The 18,772-nt window shown below is 41.2% G+C and carries 16 protein-coding genes; 10 read left to right on the forward strand and 6 right to left on the reverse strand.

The genetic code is table 11. The annotated features are described in order from the left end of the window. Nucleotides 1–26: 26 nt before the first annotated feature. The 3 genes from ACOQON_RS11840 to ACOQON_RS11850 all read right to left on the reverse strand — a co-directional run bounded on the left by ACOQON_RS11840 (nucleotide 27) and on the right by ACOQON_RS11850 (nucleotide 5,096). Complete coding sequence (locus ACOQON_RS11840; protein WP_420575626.1) at nucleotides 27–3,098, reverse strand: T9SS type A sorting domain-containing protein; 3,072 nt, start codon at nucleotides 3,096–3,098, stop codon at nucleotides 27–29. 11 nt (nucleotides 3,099–3,109) lie between these two features. Continuing rightward, a complete protein-coding gene (locus ACOQON_RS11845) occupies nucleotides 3,110–3,472 on the reverse strand; it encodes a hypothetical protein (protein WP_420575627.1) in 363 nt (120 codons plus the stop codon). Nucleotides 3,473–3,536: 64 nt separating this feature from the next. Then, nucleotides 3,537–5,096 carry an NAD(P)/FAD-dependent oxidoreductase gene (locus tag ACOQON_RS11850; RefSeq protein WP_420575628.1) on the reverse strand — a complete coding sequence of 520 codons (1,560 nt, stop codon included), beginning with the start codon at nucleotides 5,094–5,096 and terminating at the stop codon, nucleotides 3,537–3,539. Between the two features lie 55 nt (nucleotides 5,097–5,151). Between ACOQON_RS11850 and ACOQON_RS11855 the strand changes: the two genes are divergently transcribed. Beyond that, nucleotides 5,152–5,511 (forward strand): cupin domain-containing protein, encoded by a 360-nt coding sequence (locus ACOQON_RS11855; protein ID WP_420575629.1) that lies wholly within the window; start codon nucleotides 5,152–5,154, stop codon nucleotides 5,509–5,511. 6 nt (nucleotides 5,512–5,517) lie between these two features. Here ACOQON_RS11855 and ACOQON_RS11860 read toward each other — a convergent pair whose 3' ends face one another. After that, nucleotides 5,518–6,492, reverse strand: a complete 975-nt coding sequence (locus ACOQON_RS11860) for an NAD(P)H-dependent flavin oxidoreductase (RefSeq protein WP_420575630.1) — start codon at nucleotides 6,490–6,492, stop codon at nucleotides 5,518–5,520. Nucleotides 6,493–6,601: 109 nt separating this feature from the next. Here ACOQON_RS11860 and ACOQON_RS11865 point away from each other — a divergent pair, with 109 nt between their 5' ends. The 5 genes from ACOQON_RS11865 to ACOQON_RS11885 all read left to right on the forward strand — a co-directional run bounded on the left by ACOQON_RS11865 (nucleotide 6,602) and on the right by ACOQON_RS11885 (nucleotide 11,158). Continuing rightward, nucleotides 6,602–7,111 carry an RNA polymerase sigma factor gene (locus ACOQON_RS11865; protein ID WP_420575631.1) on the forward strand — a complete coding sequence of 170 codons (510 nt, stop codon included), beginning with the start codon at nucleotides 6,602–6,604 and terminating at the stop codon, nucleotides 7,109–7,111. Next, entirely contained in the window at nucleotides 7,101–7,670 is a 570-nt protein-coding gene (locus tag ACOQON_RS11870; protein ID WP_420575632.1) for a hypothetical protein, read from the forward strand. The genes ACOQON_RS11865 and ACOQON_RS11870 overlap by 11 nt, the downstream gene beginning before the upstream one ends. A gap of 254 nt (nucleotides 7,671–7,924) precedes the next feature. After that, a complete protein-coding gene (locus tag ACOQON_RS11875; protein WP_420575633.1) occupies nucleotides 7,925–9,352 on the forward strand; it encodes a hypothetical protein in 1,428 nt (475 codons plus the stop codon). Between the two features lie 103 nt (nucleotides 9,353–9,455). Continuing rightward, complete coding sequence (locus ACOQON_RS11880; protein WP_420575634.1) at nucleotides 9,456–9,986, forward strand: hypothetical protein; 531 nt, start codon at nucleotides 9,456–9,458, stop codon at nucleotides 9,984–9,986. 755 nt (nucleotides 9,987–10,741) lie between these two features. Beyond that, nucleotides 10,742–11,158 (forward strand): hypothetical protein, encoded by a 417-nt coding sequence (locus tag ACOQON_RS11885; RefSeq protein ID WP_420575635.1) that lies wholly within the window; start codon nucleotides 10,742–10,744, stop codon nucleotides 11,156–11,158. Nucleotides 11,159–11,216: 58 nt separating this feature from the next. Here the strand turns inward: ACOQON_RS11885 and sppA are convergent, their stop codons facing one another. Next, complete coding sequence (gene sppA / locus ACOQON_RS11890; RefSeq protein WP_420575636.1) at nucleotides 11,217–12,950, reverse strand: signal peptide peptidase SppA; 1,734 nt, start codon at nucleotides 12,948–12,950, stop codon at nucleotides 11,217–11,219. 119 nt (nucleotides 12,951–13,069) lie between these two features. On the opposite strand from sppA, the gene folK reads away from it, so the two are divergent. From folK to ACOQON_RS11910, 4 genes are read left to right on the forward strand one after another with little or no spacing between them, the layout of a single operon-like run. Next, nucleotides 13,070–13,561: a 2-amino-4-hydroxy-6-hydroxymethyldihydropteridine diphosphokinase gene (gene folK / locus ACOQON_RS11895; protein ID WP_420575637.1), complete on the forward strand. Its 492-nt coding sequence runs from the start codon at nucleotides 13,070–13,072 to the stop codon at nucleotides 13,559–13,561. Beyond that, nucleotides 13,562–14,308 carry a sulfite exporter TauE/SafE family protein gene (locus ACOQON_RS11900; RefSeq protein ID WP_420575638.1) on the forward strand — a complete coding sequence of 249 codons (747 nt, stop codon included), beginning with the start codon at nucleotides 13,562–13,564 and terminating at the stop codon, nucleotides 14,306–14,308. Between the two features lie 9 nt (nucleotides 14,309–14,317). Then, nucleotides 14,318–15,811 (forward strand): lipopolysaccharide biosynthesis protein, encoded by a 1,494-nt coding sequence (locus ACOQON_RS11905; protein WP_420575639.1) that lies wholly within the window; start codon nucleotides 14,318–14,320, stop codon nucleotides 15,809–15,811. Continuing rightward, on the forward strand, nucleotides 15,808–18,243 hold the full coding sequence (locus tag ACOQON_RS11910; RefSeq protein ID WP_420575640.1) for a YfhO family protein: 2,436 nt from the start codon (nucleotides 15,808–15,810) through the stop codon (nucleotides 18,241–18,243). Before ACOQON_RS11905 ends, ACOQON_RS11910 begins: the two co-directional genes overlap by 4 nt. On the opposite strand, the gene ACOQON_RS11915 is transcribed toward ACOQON_RS11910, so the two are convergent. After that, complete coding sequence (locus ACOQON_RS11915) at nucleotides 18,213–18,764, reverse strand: gliding motility-associated C-terminal domain-containing protein (RefSeq protein ID WP_420575641.1); 552 nt, start codon at nucleotides 18,762–18,764, stop codon at nucleotides 18,213–18,215. The genes ACOQON_RS11910 and ACOQON_RS11915 overlap by 31 nt on opposite strands. Nucleotides 18,765–18,772: the final 8 nt, after the last annotated feature.

The following is an 18,772-nucleotide window of genomic DNA, read 5'->3' on the forward strand; positions in this document are numbered from 1 at the left end:
TTCTGATGGAAGCACCTCTTTTTTGTTTAATGTTTCATCACTTTGACAAGCTTACTTGCCTGACCCTCTCCGAATTTCAAGAAATACAACCCGTCCGGATATGCGTACAATGAGATCGTGCCCTCAAAAGCATCATCATATTTGCTAAAGCGGTGATGTTGGATTTTTTTCCCATTCATATCGATAACCTCTACGTTAAGAAATCCACTCAACGAATTGTTTCTGTAAGAAAGCTTAAACACACCTTCTGTCGGATTCGGATAGATTTTAAGCCCTTCAATTTCTTCGTTTACGTCCAGCACATAGGAAATCTCAACCGTCTCGGTAACAACACATTCCCCACCATTGGAGGATACAACAACTTCATATTCACCAGCCTCCAGTTCACTAAAAAACGTACTACTGGAGAATGTATCACCTCCATCAATACTATACTGATAATCATATCCACGGGAAGCCAGAATGGAAATTGATCCAAAAGTGGTGCTCCCTTGATTTGTGGTTGAGATTGATACCTCCAGCGTGCAACCAATGCAAAACTCTGTAGTTTCTGATGAAGCATATTCTCCATTGCCTTCAACTAACACATTATCTGATCCGTCCGTCAAAGTATATGACCCCTCTCCTTCCCCACAACAAATACCGTCTCCAAATGAATCGAAAATCACAAAATCATAACAAGCCTCAACATCTACACAGAAATATTCCTCTATGGTCTCAAAGTTCATTCCCGGGTATGTGCCTCCGCTGAAAAGCACAGCCCCCTCTTCATCACGAACTTCCCAGGATATCTCCTCCGGGTAATCATCCGCGATGATAGTTAATTTCACTTGCTCAAGATCAGAATCATAACTAGATGATAGGTTGACTTCATTATTCTCCGGCTGCAAATCTGTTGCACCGTTTGGATTACTGGCAATTATTTCAATCGCGTTGCTCCCGTCTACTAACCCTGTAATTGTGATGCTTTCCGTCACTAATTCTCCCGTTTCCAGTGACCCGGTCCAATTGATGGTTTCGTTGAGTGATTCATTCAGGTATACTTCTATGTCAGTTGATTCAAGTATTGAGGCTCCTTTATTTGTCAACTCAATAACCACCTCTACTTCATCAGAACAGGTTAATGATTCAGTTTCCGCTGCGATAGCCACATTGTCTTCCACAAGATGCGAAACTGATTTCGTGAAAAGATTATTCCCCTGATCTTCGTCTGAACTATAATCCACTTCTGCGGATAATTCATAATCTCCCGGAGTTGATAAATCTATTGTATTAGCAAAAGTGTGTTGGTATGTGTCTTTAGAGTTTAAAGTACCGGAGTAATTAAACGTCTCAACTTCAGAATTACCCAATTTCAGGATTATATCAAAACCGGAAGCGGCATTTTCTCCAAGGTTTTTAACTGTTGCAACAACTGATTCGGTTGCTGTCAACCCAAGAGCAGAGTTGGGTTCATCAATGGATTCAACTGCAATATCATTCGGGTTTTCTAACTTAAATGCCACTATTCGTGTTTTTGTCCCTTCAGATGAAGCATATTCGGTAGTATACCAAAATGTTCGCCAATCCTCAGGATCGATTGCCATTTGTGCATAATCTCCAAAGCGAAAACCCTGAATAGGACCTGTTCCATTTACAACATCATACTCCGCCAATGTCATTTGTCCCAGTGGATCCTCTGCATATCTTCCTGTGAATTTGATACTCACGAAATCGTCTGGTCCTGATGTATTATATGCCAATGCAATGTTTCCATCCTGATCCATTGATATAGACGACATGAATCGATGCAGGCCGTCATCCGGTGCAAATGTACCCTCCTGATAAATATCCCAATCCCCGGTTGTTCTTCTCAGCTCCATCCATCGGATACCTGATAGATTGTCGCCATCAGCCACATCTGTAATAAAACTCAGAACGATGGACTCATGTGTGGCAAAGTTCCTGTAGTGCGGCAAGTTCATCACCACCTCCGGAATACCATCAATTCCTGTTGAAGAACCGCCCTGAGACAAGCAGGCAAACCCTCCTGTTTCTGCATCACACGGATAGCTGTCAAAAGCAGTCGTTTCAATGGTGGTCGTGGTAACTGTAGTTGTGCCTTCTAAATCCACATCAAAGGTGAACACCTCAACTGCATCATTAGTCACCTGTCCCCAGGATGAATCATTGATTTTTACAGCGATAGGATTGGCATCTTCTGGGGCAGTGCTTCCGGTCCAGCTTACTGGTGTAGTCACGTAAAAACCTGCCTCGGTATTAGAGTTGCCTGTTATTTCCACCCGTTGCATGGTTACTTCTTCATCCCCTGCTAAAAAAGCTGCACGGTCAAAAAAGTATTGATGCAAACTCCCGGGTCCGCCCTCATTAGTCGTAACCATGTAGTAATCTTTCCAGATCGCCCATTTAGGATAGTCCGGAAAGCTGGGTGGAGAAAAAGCATAAACATCATAACTTCCTAAAGGGTCGCTAGTGGCAGAAATTGCAAATAAAAGATTTTCAGTTCCTCCCTGAGATGCGGGTGCTGTGAACTCGGTGATAACCCAACGCTCAACCTCGTGATCAAACAATACAATAGGGTCTCCGGCAGAACTTTCTCCTATGGAAGTCCACAGGGTATTTGCAGCGAATTCATCGATTAATGTACCATCTGATTTATCATATACTGCAATGTCCGTTGCATTGATTGCCTGAACGTAATAATCTACTCCTACATCTCCGGTAGGATCATTGGGAGAACCAAAAGAACTGGCAAGCCCATCCATATTAATAATAGGGCTAATACTGGCAGCTCTCAGTTTAGGAATACTTGTCTGCCTAATTGGATCCGGCCCCTGATGCTCTAGTTCTGGTCGAATTGCATTGCTGCCGTTCCTTCCAAAAAAGTTTTCCGGGGCAGCAGTTACCCTACTTTTTCTGGCTGCTTTCTTATCCCGGTTGGTAGAGGAAACCCTTAATAACTCTTTGACCGGTTTGGTTTTGCCAAGCTTGATTGCTTTGGTATTGCTGACATTTACATTGTCAAGCTTTTTTACTTCCTGACTAAAACCGTAAAGTGTTAACAAAACACAAAGGGTCAACATCAATCCTCTTCTCATGGTGATTAGTTTTAATTTTTAATGGTATCTGTTTTACCTGATTTAGTGCTCGTAGAGGTGGATGTAGATGCCGAGTCTTTTGATTCGTACGTATCCAGTACCTTACTATCTTTTTTTAATTCTTCAATAAGCGCAAGTACTTTGCTCTCCTCTACCTCTATCATCCATAGGTTTTGTGTCCGGCTGGTGCGCTTCATATTCTCCGGTTCGATCGATTGAAGAGCGTTGATTTCCCTTGGGGTCACCTTGTCTTCAAGCAAAACCATCACGAAAACAGCTTTATCTTCTCTTCCTGATGAAGTTGTACCTTGAGTGGGTTTACATTGAAAAAACAATGCAATCAAAAGAATGGGGAGGGTGAAATGTGCTTTCATTTATTTCAAAACAAAAAGAGGACAAATGTAGAGATTTATTATGTTATTGTGGCAGATAAAAATTTTATGGCTTATAAAGGTTCAGTACACCATCCATGCATCGCTCACCATCCATTGCAGCAGAAACAATACCACCGGCATAACCTGCTCCTTCTGCACATGGGAATAAACGCTTGACCTCAACATGTTCACATGTTTCGCGATCTCGAAGAATTCTTATTGGAGATGAGGTTCGACTCTCCACCCCAATGATTTGTGCCTCATTGGTCAGGTATCCCTTCATTTTCTGTCCGAAGTATTGAAAGCCCTGCCTCAAACGCTTTCCAATAAAATCAGGCAACACTTCCATCATATCTGCTGACTGAAGTCCGGGCTGATAGGAGGTTTCTAGTAAACCTTCAGAAATCTTCCCATCTACAAAATCAACCATTTTCTGCGCAGGCGCTGTTTGTGTTTTACCCCCAAGCTTCCAGGCTATCTTCTCCACATTCGCCTGAAACTCCATGGCGGCCAAATCACCGAATTTATGATATGCCGGAATGTCTTCCATTTCTACCGCAACCACCATCCCTGAATTCGCATACTTGCTATCTCTCCGGGATGGACTCATGCCATTTACGACCAATTCACCCGGTGCGGTAGCAGCCGGAACAATGAATCCACCCGGACACATACAAAATGAAAATACGCCTCGCTCCTTCCCTTTTAATGTGGTCTGTGAGACCAGCGAATAGGCAGAGGCAGGCAGATATTCACCACGATGATCACACTTATACTGAATCTGATCGATCAACTGCTGAGGGTGTTCTATGCGTACGCCAAGTGCAAAAGGCTTGGCTTCAATTTTCACCTTTCTATCCTGACACAAACGGAAGATGTCCCTGGCTGAATGACCCGTGGCTAATACGACAGCTACTCCTTTGATCTCGCCTTGCTCCGTTTTCACCCCTTTCATCTCCCCGTTTACGATATTGAAATCAATCACTTTGGTATTGAAGTGTACTTCGCCTCCCGCTACTTCAATGGTTTCTCTTAGGGCAGTGACGAGCTTAGGTAATTTATTTGTACCTATATGTGGATGTGCCTCAAACAGTATTTCAGGTGTTGCTCCATGAGCCACTAAAACTTCAAAAATCCTTCTGACGCTTCCTCGCTTCTTAGATCGGGTGTAGAGTTTTCCATCCGAATAAGTACCCGCTCCCCCTTCTCCAAAACAGTAGTTACTTTCGGGATTCACCGTATGCTCTTTGTTGATAGCGGCTAAATCCCTACGGCGAGATTGGACATCCTTGCCGCGTTCCAGCACAATAGGCTTCAGTCCACCTTCAATTGCTTTAATGGCTGCAAACAAACCTGCAGGCCCTGCTCCAACGATGATCACAGGTTCCGCATTGCGCACATTGTATTCCTTTTTGAAGTACTCGACATATTCCACCTCTGGCGGTGTGTCTCTCACCTCAACCCTCATATTGATTTTGATCTGCTTTTGCCTGGCATCAATGGACCTACGAAGAATATCTACATATTGCCCTTCTTTCATGTGACCCTGTTGATGCATGTAAGCTTCAAGATTGTTAGAATCAAATCCAACTTCAGGTGGGACAATCAGGTCGTGAATAGGCATGGTGCAAAAGTAGTCTTCGACAGGCTCAGACTGACATTTGAACTATATTTATTGAATGAACATCAAAGATCATCTCTCCAAAGTAACCGAGTATTTCTCTCCGAAAGTCATTGGGGAAGTCAATGACGTGTATGTGAAAGTAGCCAAAATCAAAGGAGAGGATATTCCGTGGCACAATCACAAAGATGAGGATGAAGCGTTTTTTATTTTAGAAGGTGAGCTCCTTTTCGAAGAGGAAGGAAAGGATTCATTCACTATGACCAAGGGAGATTTTTATGTGGTGAAGCAAGGCATTAATCACCGTGTTTCAGCGGAGAAGGAATGCCATATCATGCTCATTGAAAACAAATCAACCGCTCATACAGGCGAAGTTGAGTCACACGTGACACGAAGTATTGAAGAGCAGCTTAAATGATCAGGCTTAGTCAGCCAATTTAGTAAGTCGATCATGAATGATTGCATGAGCTTCTTTCATCATGCGATCAATCAGCTCCTTGCAAGTAGGAATATCATGAATCAAACCGGCCACCATGCCACAGCTCCAGGCACCTGCGTCCATGTTGCCATTTTTCATGATGTCTCTGTATTTACTGACCACAAACGGTGCTACTTCTTCGAACGTTATATCCTCCCCTTTCTCCTTCTCCAGCTCCACCAGCTCATCCACAGCGCTATTTCTTAAAACCCGTTCGGTATTCGTAAGATTACGCATGATCAAACGCGTGTCCAGTTCGGAGGCATCCAAAATGGCCTGCTTCACATTTTGGTGGACCGGAGCTTCTTTTGTTGCCAGAAACCGAGTCCCCATATTGATACCTTCTGCGCCCAGTGCCAATGAGGCGACAAGCTGAGAGCCGGTTCCGATTCCTCCGGATGCTACAAAAGGAATATTCAATTCTTCGAGAACCCTTGGTAAGAGAATGAAATTTGGAATATCATCCTCACCCGGATGGCCGCCACATTCAAAACCATCTGCACTCACCGCATCACACCCTATTTTTTCTGCCTTCAGCGCATGTCTTACACTCGTGCATTTATGTATCACCTTAATGCCGGCCTCTTTTAAAGCAGGCATGAATTGCTCAGGACTTCTGCCGGCGGTCTCCACGATTTTTACCCCACCCTCAATGATTGCCTTCACATATCCTGGGTAATCAGGGGAGTTTACCATCGGTAAAATGGTCAGATTCACTCCGAAAGGCTTATCCGTCATTCCATGGCATTTTTTAATTTCAGCGGCAAGATCTTCCGGACTTCTTTGTGTCAGACCAGTGATTATTCCCAGACCACCGGCATTCGAAACAGCAGAAGCCAGCTCAGCATAGCCGACATAGTGCATACCGCCCTGGATAATCGGATGTTCAATATTGAAGAGTTCGGTGATTTTCGTTTTCATAGGGCCTCAAATTAAACCATTCAGGTCTTAAAACTGCTGATGTAAAAAAATATTCATTTACTTGTAAGAAATCTCCTTGTCCACGGACTAGTGGGGTAACGATTCGAAAATGAAGGAAAGCGAGCAGCGACAGATTTTTCAGGAATGGCTTGATGGCTACCGGGCACTTTTATTCAAAGTGATCAGGGCGTATGCTTTCAATACCGAAGATCAGAATGATCTCTTTCAGGACGTATGCCTGCAGGTCTATCGGTCCATTCCGAATTTCAAAGCTGAGTCTGCGGTCTCTACCTGGCTCTACCGGATTGCGCTAAACACAGCAATTAAATGGAGCACGAAGGAAAAGAAGCATTCGGATGGTCACCAAGGAGTAGAAATCATGAACAACATCCTGAAATCAACCGAAGAACCGAAAGATGAACGCATTGAGTGGCTCTATGATCAGATCAAGCAATTCAATGAAATTGACCGCTCACTAAGCCTCCTCCTCCTCGATGGATATAGCTACAAAGAGATGTCCCGGATGATGGGAATCTCTGAAAGCAACATCGGGGTGAAAATTCACCGAATCAAGAAACAACTAGTACAAAACTCTAAACAATACGAATATGGAGTTTGAAGAAATGCAAAAAATCTGGGACGAACAAAAAGGAGAAACTATGTATGCGATTAATGAAAGCGCCTTGCACAACAGCATCGGGCGGAAAAAGGATGCTGCAAGCAGAAGAATCAACAAAGTAGAAATTGGGGTGAGCCTGATCAATGGCGTAGTTGCTATTGTCTTGTTTTTTGATGCACTCAATGACCCCCATAATTGGGACTTTGTAGCTTCCGGGTTGCTACTAGGCACGGTAGCTTACATTCAATATTTCAGATGGAAGCGAAGAAAGGCAGAGCGTACGTTTGATCGCAGTATGCTGGGCGAATTGGATCATGCGATTTCCAATACCAACTCCATCATCAAATTTAGCCACCTGATGATTGTCGGGTACATGATTCCCATGTCGGTTTTCTACATCGCTAAAATGATAGATCGGGGGGCCTCACTGGACAAATGGCTAATTATTACAGGGATGTATTTACTGGCATTCTTACTGATTAGATGGGAACGAAAAAAGATGCATATTCCAAGAAAGGAAAATTTACTTTCCCTGAAGAGAAAGTTGATGGATGAGTAAACCCACTTTTTCTAAATTAAATAAGAACGAGTGCTCGTTTACATGCTATATAGATGTAAACGAGCACTCTGTTATATTTGAAAGGTAAATAACGTGCACTAGTTCGCGTTACATAAATGTTACCAGCAATATATTATGTGACTTAATTAGCTGTCTGGATTATAGAAATTAAAAATCGCATGCACATAAAGCCAATCTATCTTCTCACCATATTTATTCTAATTCTTTCAAGTTGCCTCAATAATGAGAGTAAAATGAAACAAGAGGCCATTGAGATTATTGAAAAACCATTATTAGCTCCATCGCCTATTTCCCAATTACTGGATAGTCTAAGGCCACAAACCTCATATTTTCTGATTGATAGTCAAAAAGACACCTTACTAGCTGATACTTCAGGTTTAGCAATTGCGATAAATGCAAACACTTTTGTTAACTCTTCAGGAGAGCTCGTCAAAGGAGATATAAAACTAGAAGTTGTCCAAGCACTGACATATGGGGATATGATTGGTTCAGGATTACAGACAACTTCTGGAGGTCAAATCCTTCAAACTTCAGGAATGATCTATATTAACGCTAGTAGTAGTGGACAACCTCTTGCGATCAAAAAAGGAAATTCAATACTAGTAGACCTGCAAGAATCTTTCCCTTTCAGAGATGCTCAAATATTTATGGGCACATTTGACGACCAAGAAAAAATAAATTGGGAAGCTCCGTCCAACTTGAGTTCAGAGTTTTTCTCAATTCCGATAGAATTACTGGAATTTAATTATGGAGCATGGGAGTGCTGGTACAATGAGGATCAAATTAAGTATCTAAAAGGTGACAAATTTCAAAATACGTACATGAGTACCAGGGAGTTTGAATACAGAATGAATGTGTTCAATATGTATTCGACCTGCCCACAGATGAACAACTTGGATGATGAAATAATTGATATCTACGCTTCAAATTTGGAAAGGAATCTCTTCTATTCTGATTCATTAGTCGCAGTACACTTACTGAACAATTTTGGTGATAAAATTGACACTGCTAAACGTTCTGACGAATTTGACTTTAGTGATGCTATGTGGCTTACCTATTTGTATGAAAGTGCTTTAGAGTTTCATAAACAGAAATTGACTAAACCTATAAATTTCGAAATTATTGGCATCAACGATAACACGTCTGTCGATCAGCTTATTGAGAATGGATATTCGGAAAACGAAGCGAACTATTTGTTGAGCTTATTTGAGATCAGAAAGAACACCATTGCTTCAAGAACAGCGGAACAAAAAGTTAGAGAGTTGAGGTCTTATACATTTTCTATTACCGAATTAGGATGGGTGAATGTAGATCGATTCCTTGACGATCCAAATGCTAAAGAATCTAATTTTATCGTTCAAGCAAACTCAAGAAATAGTTTAGACTATATCTCGGTTCAGCTAATAATACCTAATTATTCGATTGTTCTTTCAGCTTTTAAAACAAATATAAATGAGTACTCTTTCACGAAAAAAGCAAACGGATATAGAAAATTACCTATCAATGAAGACGCAATTTTGGTGGCTTTATCGATGAAAGATAACATTGCAGTATATGGTGAGAAAAAGATAAAAATACCTTCTAAAGGAGAAATCTCTTTGGAGCTTCTTCCAACGGAAGTAGAGAAAATTAAAATGAGGTTGTCTGAATTTGGAAATTAAAAAAAGCTGGTAACATCAGGTAAAAAGTAATAGCCCCCGCAAAAGCTTGCCCACAAAAGGCCAAGCTACTACTTTTACCAATGTACGTTACCTGTCACTTCCAATGCGCAAAATTCAAGGATTATTCATTCTCTCAACCTTTCTGACCATAGCAACAGGATGTAACTCATTCGAACGTGAACTTTACTCCCAAATTGAACTAGCTGGCTCTAAGACAATTGAAGCAAACCAACCCACTGTCTTCAACTTGAATTCAATAACAGATTTTGAATGGGACAGTGTTTTTGTTGTAACGGGAAACGAAAGTGTACCTGTTTTCAGAGATGAAATTCAATCTAAATTAGGTCGACCCGCAAATGACCTAAAGACATATCGAGACCGTTATTATTTCTTAACTCCTGATAAGAAACTAGTAATCAAAGAAGTTGAAGCTGGCATATATAGAACACCAGCAATTGACATAGGGAACTGTCTTAGTGGCGAAGGAGATATAATGTTCTGGCTTTCGAACAATGAATGCAAATTCTTTGTAGTTCCAAATAACAGAACTCTGAACAAAGGGACAATTTTCGCTTTGCCCAACTGCGAGACAAAGTTTAACCCGAACAACTTTGGAATTTTTTATCAGAAATAGCGACAGGTAACACGCGCTAGTGATGCATATGTCAGACTGCTTCTAGCCACTATCGCAGGACGGCCCGCTCCCCTTCCCTTCTGTGACTTTCAGTGCATGGAAAAACTGTGGCAGTTCTGGCGGATGTCTAGGTAAGCGCAGTGTTTCATTGAAAGCGTTGTGCGCATGATTCTTAACCTGACGCTCCTATCTTTAAGTTATTAAATCCGCTTCTTGAAATATTTATATGATGGAAAGCTAAAGGTTAGACATAAAAACCTCGTCTGTGACGAGGATGCTTAAAAAACGCTTTCCAAAACACCCGTAGAATACAGAAAAAATTCTTTTTTAGACTAAAACACGTGTAGAAGTCAAGAATAACATTTTTTTACTCCTGAATAGTCGTAGAACTCTAAAAAAAATCTTTTTCTCTCCAAAACGATCGTAGAACACCAAAAAAAGGTTTTTTCACATTAAAACGGCTGAAGAAGTCCGAAAAAAATATTTCGTGCGCCACTCAGCGCTGATTATTCTAAAAAAACACTGATTTCTTTCTCGCAGCATTGAGTCTCATTTTAGCTATTGATGTGTTTAAAACTTTACAAAGGCGAGTTTCAGGGCATTTCGATAAATCCTCAAATTTCATCCGACAAAATCTGTAAAATACCCCATAAACGTTCTTTTTCTACCCCAGGGTGATATGCTATTTGTAGCTATTGTTCTCAAGTTGGCACAGTGCTTGAATATCCTTCCACAGAATCAAACGCTTATCAATTATGAAAGCACTAGTACAAAACACGGTTGGAATTCTTTTGATCATGGCCATGGCTTTTATGCCAGCAGACATCTCAGCACAGCGAAAGCATCACCACAAAAAAGGTGGTCCTCCTTCCTGGGCTCCAGCACATGGATATCGTGCAAAAAAGGCGGTTAGCCAAACAGCCAGATACATGTATAATCCGGATTATAACATTTACTACGATAGACGAAAAGAAGCGTACATCTACGTGAGTTTTGGCAGGTGGGTAATCAGCAGCCGATTGCCGATGGACCTCAACCATCGCAACGTGCGGGACGGGTTTTCAGTGGAGTTGGCCGTCAATCATAGTCAGCCATACTCTCTCAATGCAAGGCATATCAAAACCTATCGTAAATATTCGAAACGCCGATATTACGCCTACTGCGACCGATAAGATTTTTTTTGAGTTTAGTTGTTTTTAGGGTGAAGCGCCTCCAGTCTGGAGGCGTTTTTTATTTCACCTCCAATCCCCCGGGCACTCTCGCCTGCAGACCTTTGTGCTGATTTAGCTCTTTTACTGCCTTAGTCACAGGATCAGTATCCATTCCAAATAAAGTGAACTGCACTTTGGCATTCATTTTACTTAAAATCTCTTCGATGAACGGCTTCTCTTTCGGGTAGTAGGCAACCATGTAATCATCTTCAATGCCGGCGGCCGATGCGGCCAGACGAATGGCATCATTAAAGCTTCCCAGTTGATCAACAAGCCCATTTTCAAGCGCCTGCTCTCCACTCCATACTCGCCCACTGGCGATTTTCTTTACATCTTCCTGTGTCATACCTCTGGCATCCGCCACTTTCTGTGTAAAGACTTCATAGCCTTCATTTACCCCTCTCTGAATAATGGCTCTTTCAGCATCGCGAAGTGGGCGGGTGACCGTATAGATGTCTGAGTATTCACCGGTTTTCACTACATCGTGAGTAATGCCGATCTTGTTTTCCAGAAACTCACCAAAGTTGAACCACATTCCAAAAATGCCAATAGAGCCCGTGATGGTATTGGGCTGAGCGATAATTGTATCTGCCGGCATGGCGATGTAATAACCACCAGACGCGGCTGCTCCACCCATTGAGGCAATGACCGGTTTTTCACCTTTAGTGAGCATCAGTTCTCTCCATATCATATCGGAAGCAGTCATGCTTCCACCACCGGAGTTTACCCGCATCACGATTGCTTTGATGCGATCATCATTTCTCGCTTTTCTTATTTCTTCGGCATAGGTCTCACCAATGATCCCTTCGTCACCGCCCATCACTATATCACCTTCAGCCACGATAACGGCTATTTTATTGCTCGAGTAATTATCCATAGCTTCAGTTGCCTGGATGTATTTGTTCATCTTCATCGTGCGAAGCTCATTGCCTTCAGCCAGTCCCAGTTTCTGCTTCATGACACCTTTTAGCTCGTCTTCATAGCCCACTTTGTGGATCAATCCAACATCAGCTGCATCCTGAGGGAGGTTTACTTTCATCTGACTGGAAATCTCTGACAGCTTTTCAGCCGGAATCATTACGGAATTGGCCACATTGTCCAGATATATGCTGTACATCGAGGAAAGTAGTTCGCTGTACTGAAGTCTGTTTTCTTCACTTAGATCTTTCCTGATATACGGCTCCACATAGCTCTTAAACTCCCCTACTCTAAATACTTCAGGTCTGATGTCCAGCTTATCAAACATGCCTTTCAAGAAAGTAATGTTCACGTGCAGTCCGTTGAATTCAATGGCTCCCGTTGGATTTATAAACAAACTGTCAGCCACAGAAGCTACATAGTAATCCGACTCACTGATATATTCGCCGTACGCATAGACAAACTTTCCGGATTCTTTGAAATCCAGTAGCGCATCCCTGATTTCCTGTAAACCAGCATAACTACCTGCGAGGTACATGGGCTCTATGTAGATTCCTTTGATCCGATCATCCGTTTTAGCACGATCAATCGCGGTAATAATGTCCAATAAGCTCTGAACAGGTGGTGCATCTGCAAAAACCGTAAGAAAAGGATCATCTACTTCTTTTTCCTGCAATATGCCAGTCATGGGGAAATAGAGAACCGAGTTGGTCTTCACCGTCGGCACCTCATCCGCTGAAGCAGAAGCCACAATACCGATCAGCATGAAAAAGCCAAGGAATGAGAATATGATAAGACCAACGATGGTCGCCAAAAGATTTCTTAAAAAAGCCATGTATGTGTATTTGATACTTTTAGTTTGTTCCCAGAAATAACAGACAAAAGCATAATTTATCTGTATTGGTAATTCGCAAAAGTAAGACGAGGTTTGCAAACTTTAGATCGAGAAAATAGATGAACGGAATTTACCTGCTATTGGGCAGCAATATGGGCAACCGTCTGGAGTACCTAAGAGAGGCTGAACAGCAGCTAATCGCAAATGGTATTCAGGTCATAGACGAGTCATCCGTTTATGAAACAGAGCCATGGGGAAAGAAAAACCAGGATTGGTTCTTAAATGTCATTCTACAAATCGAAACTTCAAAAAACCCATCAGAACTTCTGAAAACGATCCTTAAAATCGAAAAATCATTGGGTAGAATCAGAAAGGAAAAATGGGGTGAGCGGTGCATTGATATAGATATTCTTTACTATCACGATCATGTGGTAAAGCATGAAAATCTGATCATTCCACATAAAGGAATCCCTGACCGGAGGTTTACCCTGGTGCCTTTGGTGGAAATGTGTCCGTTAGAAACTCACCCAATATTATCAAAAACACACATGCAGCTATTGGCTGAATGCAGTGATGAGCTAGATTGCAGACTTACAGATTACAAACTTTAGATGTCAACTTTAGAAGGTATTCTTTTAGTTTTCGCAGGAGTTTTCGCAGGCTTTGTCAATAGCATTGCTGGAGGTGGTTCATTACTTATCATGCCCTTGCTGATTTTCATGGGGCTTCCTTCTGCCGAAGCAAATGGCACCAACAGGGTGGCTATTTTCATTCAAAATATTTTTTCGGTAGCTGGCTATCGAAGTAAAGGCGTATATGTCTTCCCTTTTGCCCTTTACGTAGCTATTCCTGCCATTCTGGGCGCGATTATTGGGTCCAATATAGCCGTGGATATTGGCGACAAGGTTTTTAACCGAATCCTTGCAATCGTTATGCTGGTGGTGATGGCTATATCCATTTTTAAACCTCGCTTAAACCTTGATCCTTCAGAGATTATTAACAAAAGGAAAACCTGGATGAGTGTCATCGCTTTTTTCTTTCTGGGTATTTATGGTGGTTTCATTCAGGCTGGTATTGGTTTCTTGATCATTGCAACTCTTACCAGCATCCACGGTTTTAATATGGCAAAGACAAACAGTATTAAGGTTTTTGTTATCCTATGCTACACGGTAGCTGCCGTTATTGTTTTTTACTTGGAGGATAAAATTCGCTGGGAATACGGGTTAATTCTGGCTGCAGGCAATTCAGTGGGGGCATGGATTGGTAGCCGCTGGTCAGTGGGTAAAAGTGACAAATTGATCCGAATGATTTTGCTAGTGATGGTGATTGCCCTTTCTATTAAATTGTGGTTTTTCTAAATCAAGCCAGTGGGAGTAGTCGTTAAGCAAAGTTTTTGGGGCACAGCAATCGCCTATCTTGGAGTGGTAGTAGGATATGTAAATACACTGTATTTAAGGGCAGAATATTTTGACCTCTCACAGATCGGTGTTTTTACACTGATCACTGCTAATGCAATGATTGTTTCCCCTATCGCATCATTTGGAATGAGTAGCTCATTTCTAAAATTTTTTCCTTCTTTCAACCAAAATGATCGAAATAGGTTTTTTAGTTATCTATTTCTGGTCACAGTTGTTGGAAATGCTTTGGTTTTAATAGCTGGGTACCTTTTGAGAGACCTGATAGCTGCAAGGTATATTGAAACAGCACCGACTTATATTGAATACTTATCAATAACGGCTTTAATAGTCATATCAAATAGTTTATTCGAGCTTTTCTTTAGCTACAGCAGAACAATCATGAAAGTGATATTTCCATCCTTTCTTAGAGATATTTATTTGAGAGTTGGATCATTGCTTTTGGTTTTTGGTTATGCAATGGAATGGTGGGATTTTTCAGTTGCAGTTATTGGTCTGGGAACCCTCTTTTTCTTCGCTTTCATATTCCTTTTTATTCAGCTAATCACCTTTCATGGTTTTAGGTTCGATTTTTCCTTTGGGATTATCAGAAGGGAGTGGAAAAAAAGGTTAATAAAATTCGGGCTGTATTCGATGATGCTTGCCGGCAGTTTTGCGTTAATTAACAATGTAAGCTATGATCAGGTAACTGCTCTGTTGGGGGCTGAAATGAATGGCATATTTACCACATGTTTTTTTATTGCAATCATCGTAGAAATGCCGAGAAGAAGCATGTCAAAAGTCATTGCTCCGATCATTTCGAGTGAATTTGAAAGGGGTAACATGGCGGAAGTAGACAAGCTATACAAAAGAAGCTCCATCACCATGTCGGTTATTGGCATGTTGCTATTCATAGGTATAGTAACCAACCTTCAGGACTTATTCGATTTTATTCCGAAAGGGGGTGATTTTCAAACTGGCTTTTGGGTGGTTATTGCAGTCTGCTTTGCAAAGCTAACCCTAATGGTTTCAAGTTTTGCGGGTGAGATTATCAACTTTTCACCGAACTATAAATATAATCTGATATTTCAGGTAACCGCTGCAGTTGTTTTAATAACATTAAACTCGTTTTTGATTGTAAAATGGGGGCTGAATGGTGCTGCCATTAGTTATCTAATCACCATCCTATTTCATATACTTCTGAAAGTACTATTTGTCAAAATAAGGTTTGGATTGCATCCTTTTATGAGATCTCATATTCCACTAATTGTAATTGGAGGAATAATAACGTTAGGTGCTTATTGTTTTCAGCCTTCATGGCATCCCGTTATAAATATTGCCATCCGATCCATCTTAACATCTATAATTTTCATATTCCTGATTTACAGATTAAGAATCTCCACCGATATCAATAAACTCATTCATTCTACCTTTGAACGATTCTTAAAAATTAACCTTCCGAAATGAAAGCTGACCTAAAGAAAAATATTCTAACTCACGGACTAGTTATCCTTGGATTTCTTTTAGTTACTATCCTGGTTCACTATCCCTCTTTCCTCGGTGATAAACAAATAGATCAGCACGACATACTGCAATCACAAGGTGGCAACAATCAGTTAAAAATGCACCGGTCAGGAACGGGGGAAGAAGCGCTGTGGAATCCATACATGTTTAGCGGAATGCCTGCCTACCTTACTGGAGTGCAATATTCGGGTGATTTATTAAGTCATGTTTACAGAATATTTGGCTTGGGGATGTCACATCCACCAGCTATCCTTTTTATTTCCCTGGTAAGTTTCTACATCCTCTTACTCACATTTAAGGTTAGACCAATTATTGCGGCGGCCGGAGCAATCGCTTTCGGACTAAATGGGTTTAATGTTATCGGAGTAATGGCAGGACATAATGCTAAAATTGCTGCTGTCGCACTTATGCCTCTTGTTTTAGCAGGAATTCATCTGACATTTTCCGGTAAAAAATGGCTCGGATTTGGTCTGACATCACTGGCTTTAGGTCTTCAAATAAAGGCGAATCACCCTCAGATCACCTATTACCTGGCCATCATCGTTTTGGCATATGGTATAAATGAGGTAGTAAGTGTAATCAAGACCAGAGATTACAAATCCTTCGGCATAAAGGCGTCTCTGATGATTTTAGCAGCTATGCTTGCTGTTGCAGCAAACTACGGACGATTAGCCACCACACTGGAATACAGTAAATACACCATTCGTGGAAAATCGGAGTTGAAAAGTGACCAACAGGCCAGCTCTGGTTTGGATCGTGAGTATGCGTTTAGATATAGTAACGGTATAGCCGAGCCACTTTTTCTCTTTGTCCCAAATATATTCGGAGGTTCATCGCAACAAGAACTATCCAGTAAATCAGCTGTAGCAGAAGCTTTAAGAGATGCTGGATATACACGAGCACAAATTCAACAGCAGGTTCAGGCTATTCCTACTTATTGGGGAGACCAACCACTTACAGCTCCCTATTATGCCGGAACACTTACGGTAATTCTGTTCATACTGGGAATTGTTTTGTTATCCAAAAAGCATAAGGTCTGGCTGATATCACTTGTGATTTTAGGTATAGTGATGAGCTGGGGAAAAAACTTTGAGACATTCAATAACCTATTGTTCGACTACCTACCGGGTTATAACAAGTTTCGGTCAGTCACCTTTACTATTATCATTTCTATTTTCGCAATGAATCTGCTTGGGTTTACTGCATTGGAAAATCTGGTCAACCGTGAGTGGAATGAGACGCTAAAGAAAAAGGTGTATATCGTTTTCGGAATTGCCGGTGGTTTTCTTTTGGCACTATTAATGTTTTCCGGAGCATTGGGTTATCGCGGTGCTATTGATGCTCAGCTGCCCGACTGGTTTATCGATGCTATACGTGAAGATCGCCAATCCCTGTTGATTAAAGATAGTTTGAGAGCCTTGATGTTTGTGGTAGGATTTGCCATTCTGGTGTGGGCCATTTTTAAGAAAAGAGTTAAAATCAATCAGGTAATGCTAGGGCTGGCTTTCCTGGTTTTTGTCGACTCATTTTCTTTGACAAAGCGATTCCTGGGTGAGGAGAAGTTTGTGAAAGATCCATCCAAAGATTTCTTTGCAATGACAGAGGCGGATAAAGCAATTGCATCGCAGGCTTCCTACGGAGATCGTGTGTTGAACCTCCAAAATCCATTCAATGAGAACAGAACCTCTTATTACCATGAATCAATAGGTGGGTACCATGGAGCCAAGATGCGCAGGTACCAGGATCTGATTGACTATTGCATCCAGTCTGAGCTACAAACTGCGTATCAAACACTTCAAAGTCAGTCCATGAATTTCTCGAACCTTCAGGTTCTGAACATGCTAAACACCAGATTCATGTATGCCGGCACACAACAAAATGCAGTGTTCCCTAACAGGTATGCAAATGGAAATGCCTGGACAGTTACCGACGTGATTCCTGTGAATTCACCTGATGAAGAAATCAGTAAAGTCTGTTCAATCAATACAAAAAATCAGGCATTGATCGATCAGACAAAATTTGATGTGCCACAGGTTTCTGGCTCTGGTACCATCACATTGACAGAAAAAACACCAAATAAAGTGAGCTATACAGCAAACATTGAAGGTGGTTCGGCATTGGGAGTCTTCTCTGAGATATATTATCCTGAAGGCTGGAAAGCAACCATCGATGGAAACGAGACAGAAATTTTACGAGCTAATTACGTACTTCGTGCTTTATCGATTCCAAGCGGAAGCCATGAAATTGTATTTGAGTTTAAGCCTCAGACCTATTTTACGGGGAATACAGTGATGATGGTGAGTTCTATTTTGGTTTTGCTGGTGTTTTTGGGAGGGGTGTACTTTCAGTTAAGAATAGATAACCAGCCAACATAAGAGTTAGCTGTACAATAGTCTTTTATCTGATAATAATAGGCACCTATTGGTAGATTTGGACACCAATTATTTGCATAGTTTTCACTAAAAAAGACTCTCACTCCAGCCCTGTTAATAATTACCAGCTCACTGCCAATCAACTGATTATCAACAATGAAACAATCATTTTTTCCATCATTATTAGGAGTAATGACATTAGGAATGAAAACATCATTTAGTTTAACTGTTTCAATATAAAGCGAATCTCTAATCACACCGCAATCTGTAATACTCTCAACCCAGTAATACCCTTCTTGAACTATTTGGATAGCGTTACCATTTTCACCAGTATTCCAAAGAAAATCTCCTTCTAACTGTGTCGTTAATTCATATGGAAAATCAGTTTGACATAACACCAGTTCTTCTGACGAGAATAAATTTAACTCATAATCAAATTCAGTAATTGTAAAATTTTCTCTGGTTACACCTGAATTTGTTTCTCGCTCAACCCAATAACTACCTGGTTGACTAAAAGTAGCCATAGGATTAC

The sequence above is a fragment of the Ekhidna sp. genome (assembly GCF_965221965.1).
GTDB lineage: Bacteria > Bacteroidota > Bacteroidia > Cytophagales > Cyclobacteriaceae > Ekhidna.

Coding starts and splice junctions, on each gene's coding strand:
- ACOQON_RS11840 (WP_420575626.1), bottom strand. CDS start 3,098: ATGAGAAGAGGATTGATGTTGACCCTTTGTGTTTTGTTAACACTTTAC.
- ACOQON_RS11845 (WP_420575627.1), bottom strand. CDS start 3,472: ATGAAAGCACATTTCACCCTCCCCATTCTTTTGATTGCATTGTTTTTT.
- ACOQON_RS11850 (WP_420575628.1), bottom strand. CDS start 5,096: ATGCCTATTCACGACCTGATTGTCCCACCTGAAGTTGGATTTGATTCT.
- ACOQON_RS11855 (WP_420575629.1), top strand. CDS start 5,152: ATGAACATCAAAGATCATCTCTCCAAAGTAACCGAGTATTTCTCTCCG.
- ACOQON_RS11860 (WP_420575630.1), bottom strand. CDS start 6,492: ATGAAAACGAAAATCACCGAACTCTTCAATATTGAACATCCGATTATC.
- ACOQON_RS11865 (WP_420575631.1), top strand. CDS start 6,602: ATGAAGGAAAGCGAGCAGCGACAGATTTTTCAGGAATGGCTTGATGGC.
- ACOQON_RS11870 (WP_420575632.1), top strand. CDS start 7,101: ATGGAGTTTGAAGAAATGCAAAAAATCTGGGACGAACAAAAAGGAGAA.
- ACOQON_RS11875 (WP_420575633.1), top strand. CDS start 7,925: ATGAAACAAGAGGCCATTGAGATTATTGAAAAACCATTATTAGCTCCA.
- ACOQON_RS11880 (WP_420575634.1), top strand. CDS start 9,456: ATGCGCAAAATTCAAGGATTATTCATTCTCTCAACCTTTCTGACCATA.
- ACOQON_RS11885 (WP_420575635.1), top strand. CDS start 10,742: ATGAAAGCACTAGTACAAAACACGGTTGGAATTCTTTTGATCATGGCC.
- sppA (WP_420575636.1), bottom strand. CDS start 12,950: ATGGCTTTTTTAAGAAATCTTTTGGCGACCATCGTTGGTCTTATCATA.
- folK (WP_420575637.1), top strand. CDS start 13,070: ATGAACGGAATTTACCTGCTATTGGGCAGCAATATGGGCAACCGTCTG.
- ACOQON_RS11900 (WP_420575638.1), top strand. CDS start 13,562: ATGTCAACTTTAGAAGGTATTCTTTTAGTTTTCGCAGGAGTTTTCGCA.
- ACOQON_RS11910 (WP_420575640.1), top strand. CDS start 15,808: ATGAAAGCTGACCTAAAGAAAAATATTCTAACTCACGGACTAGTTATC.
- ACOQON_RS11915 (WP_420575641.1), bottom strand. CDS start 18,764: ATGGCTACTTTTAGTCAACCAGGTAGTTATTGGGTTGAGCGAGAAACA.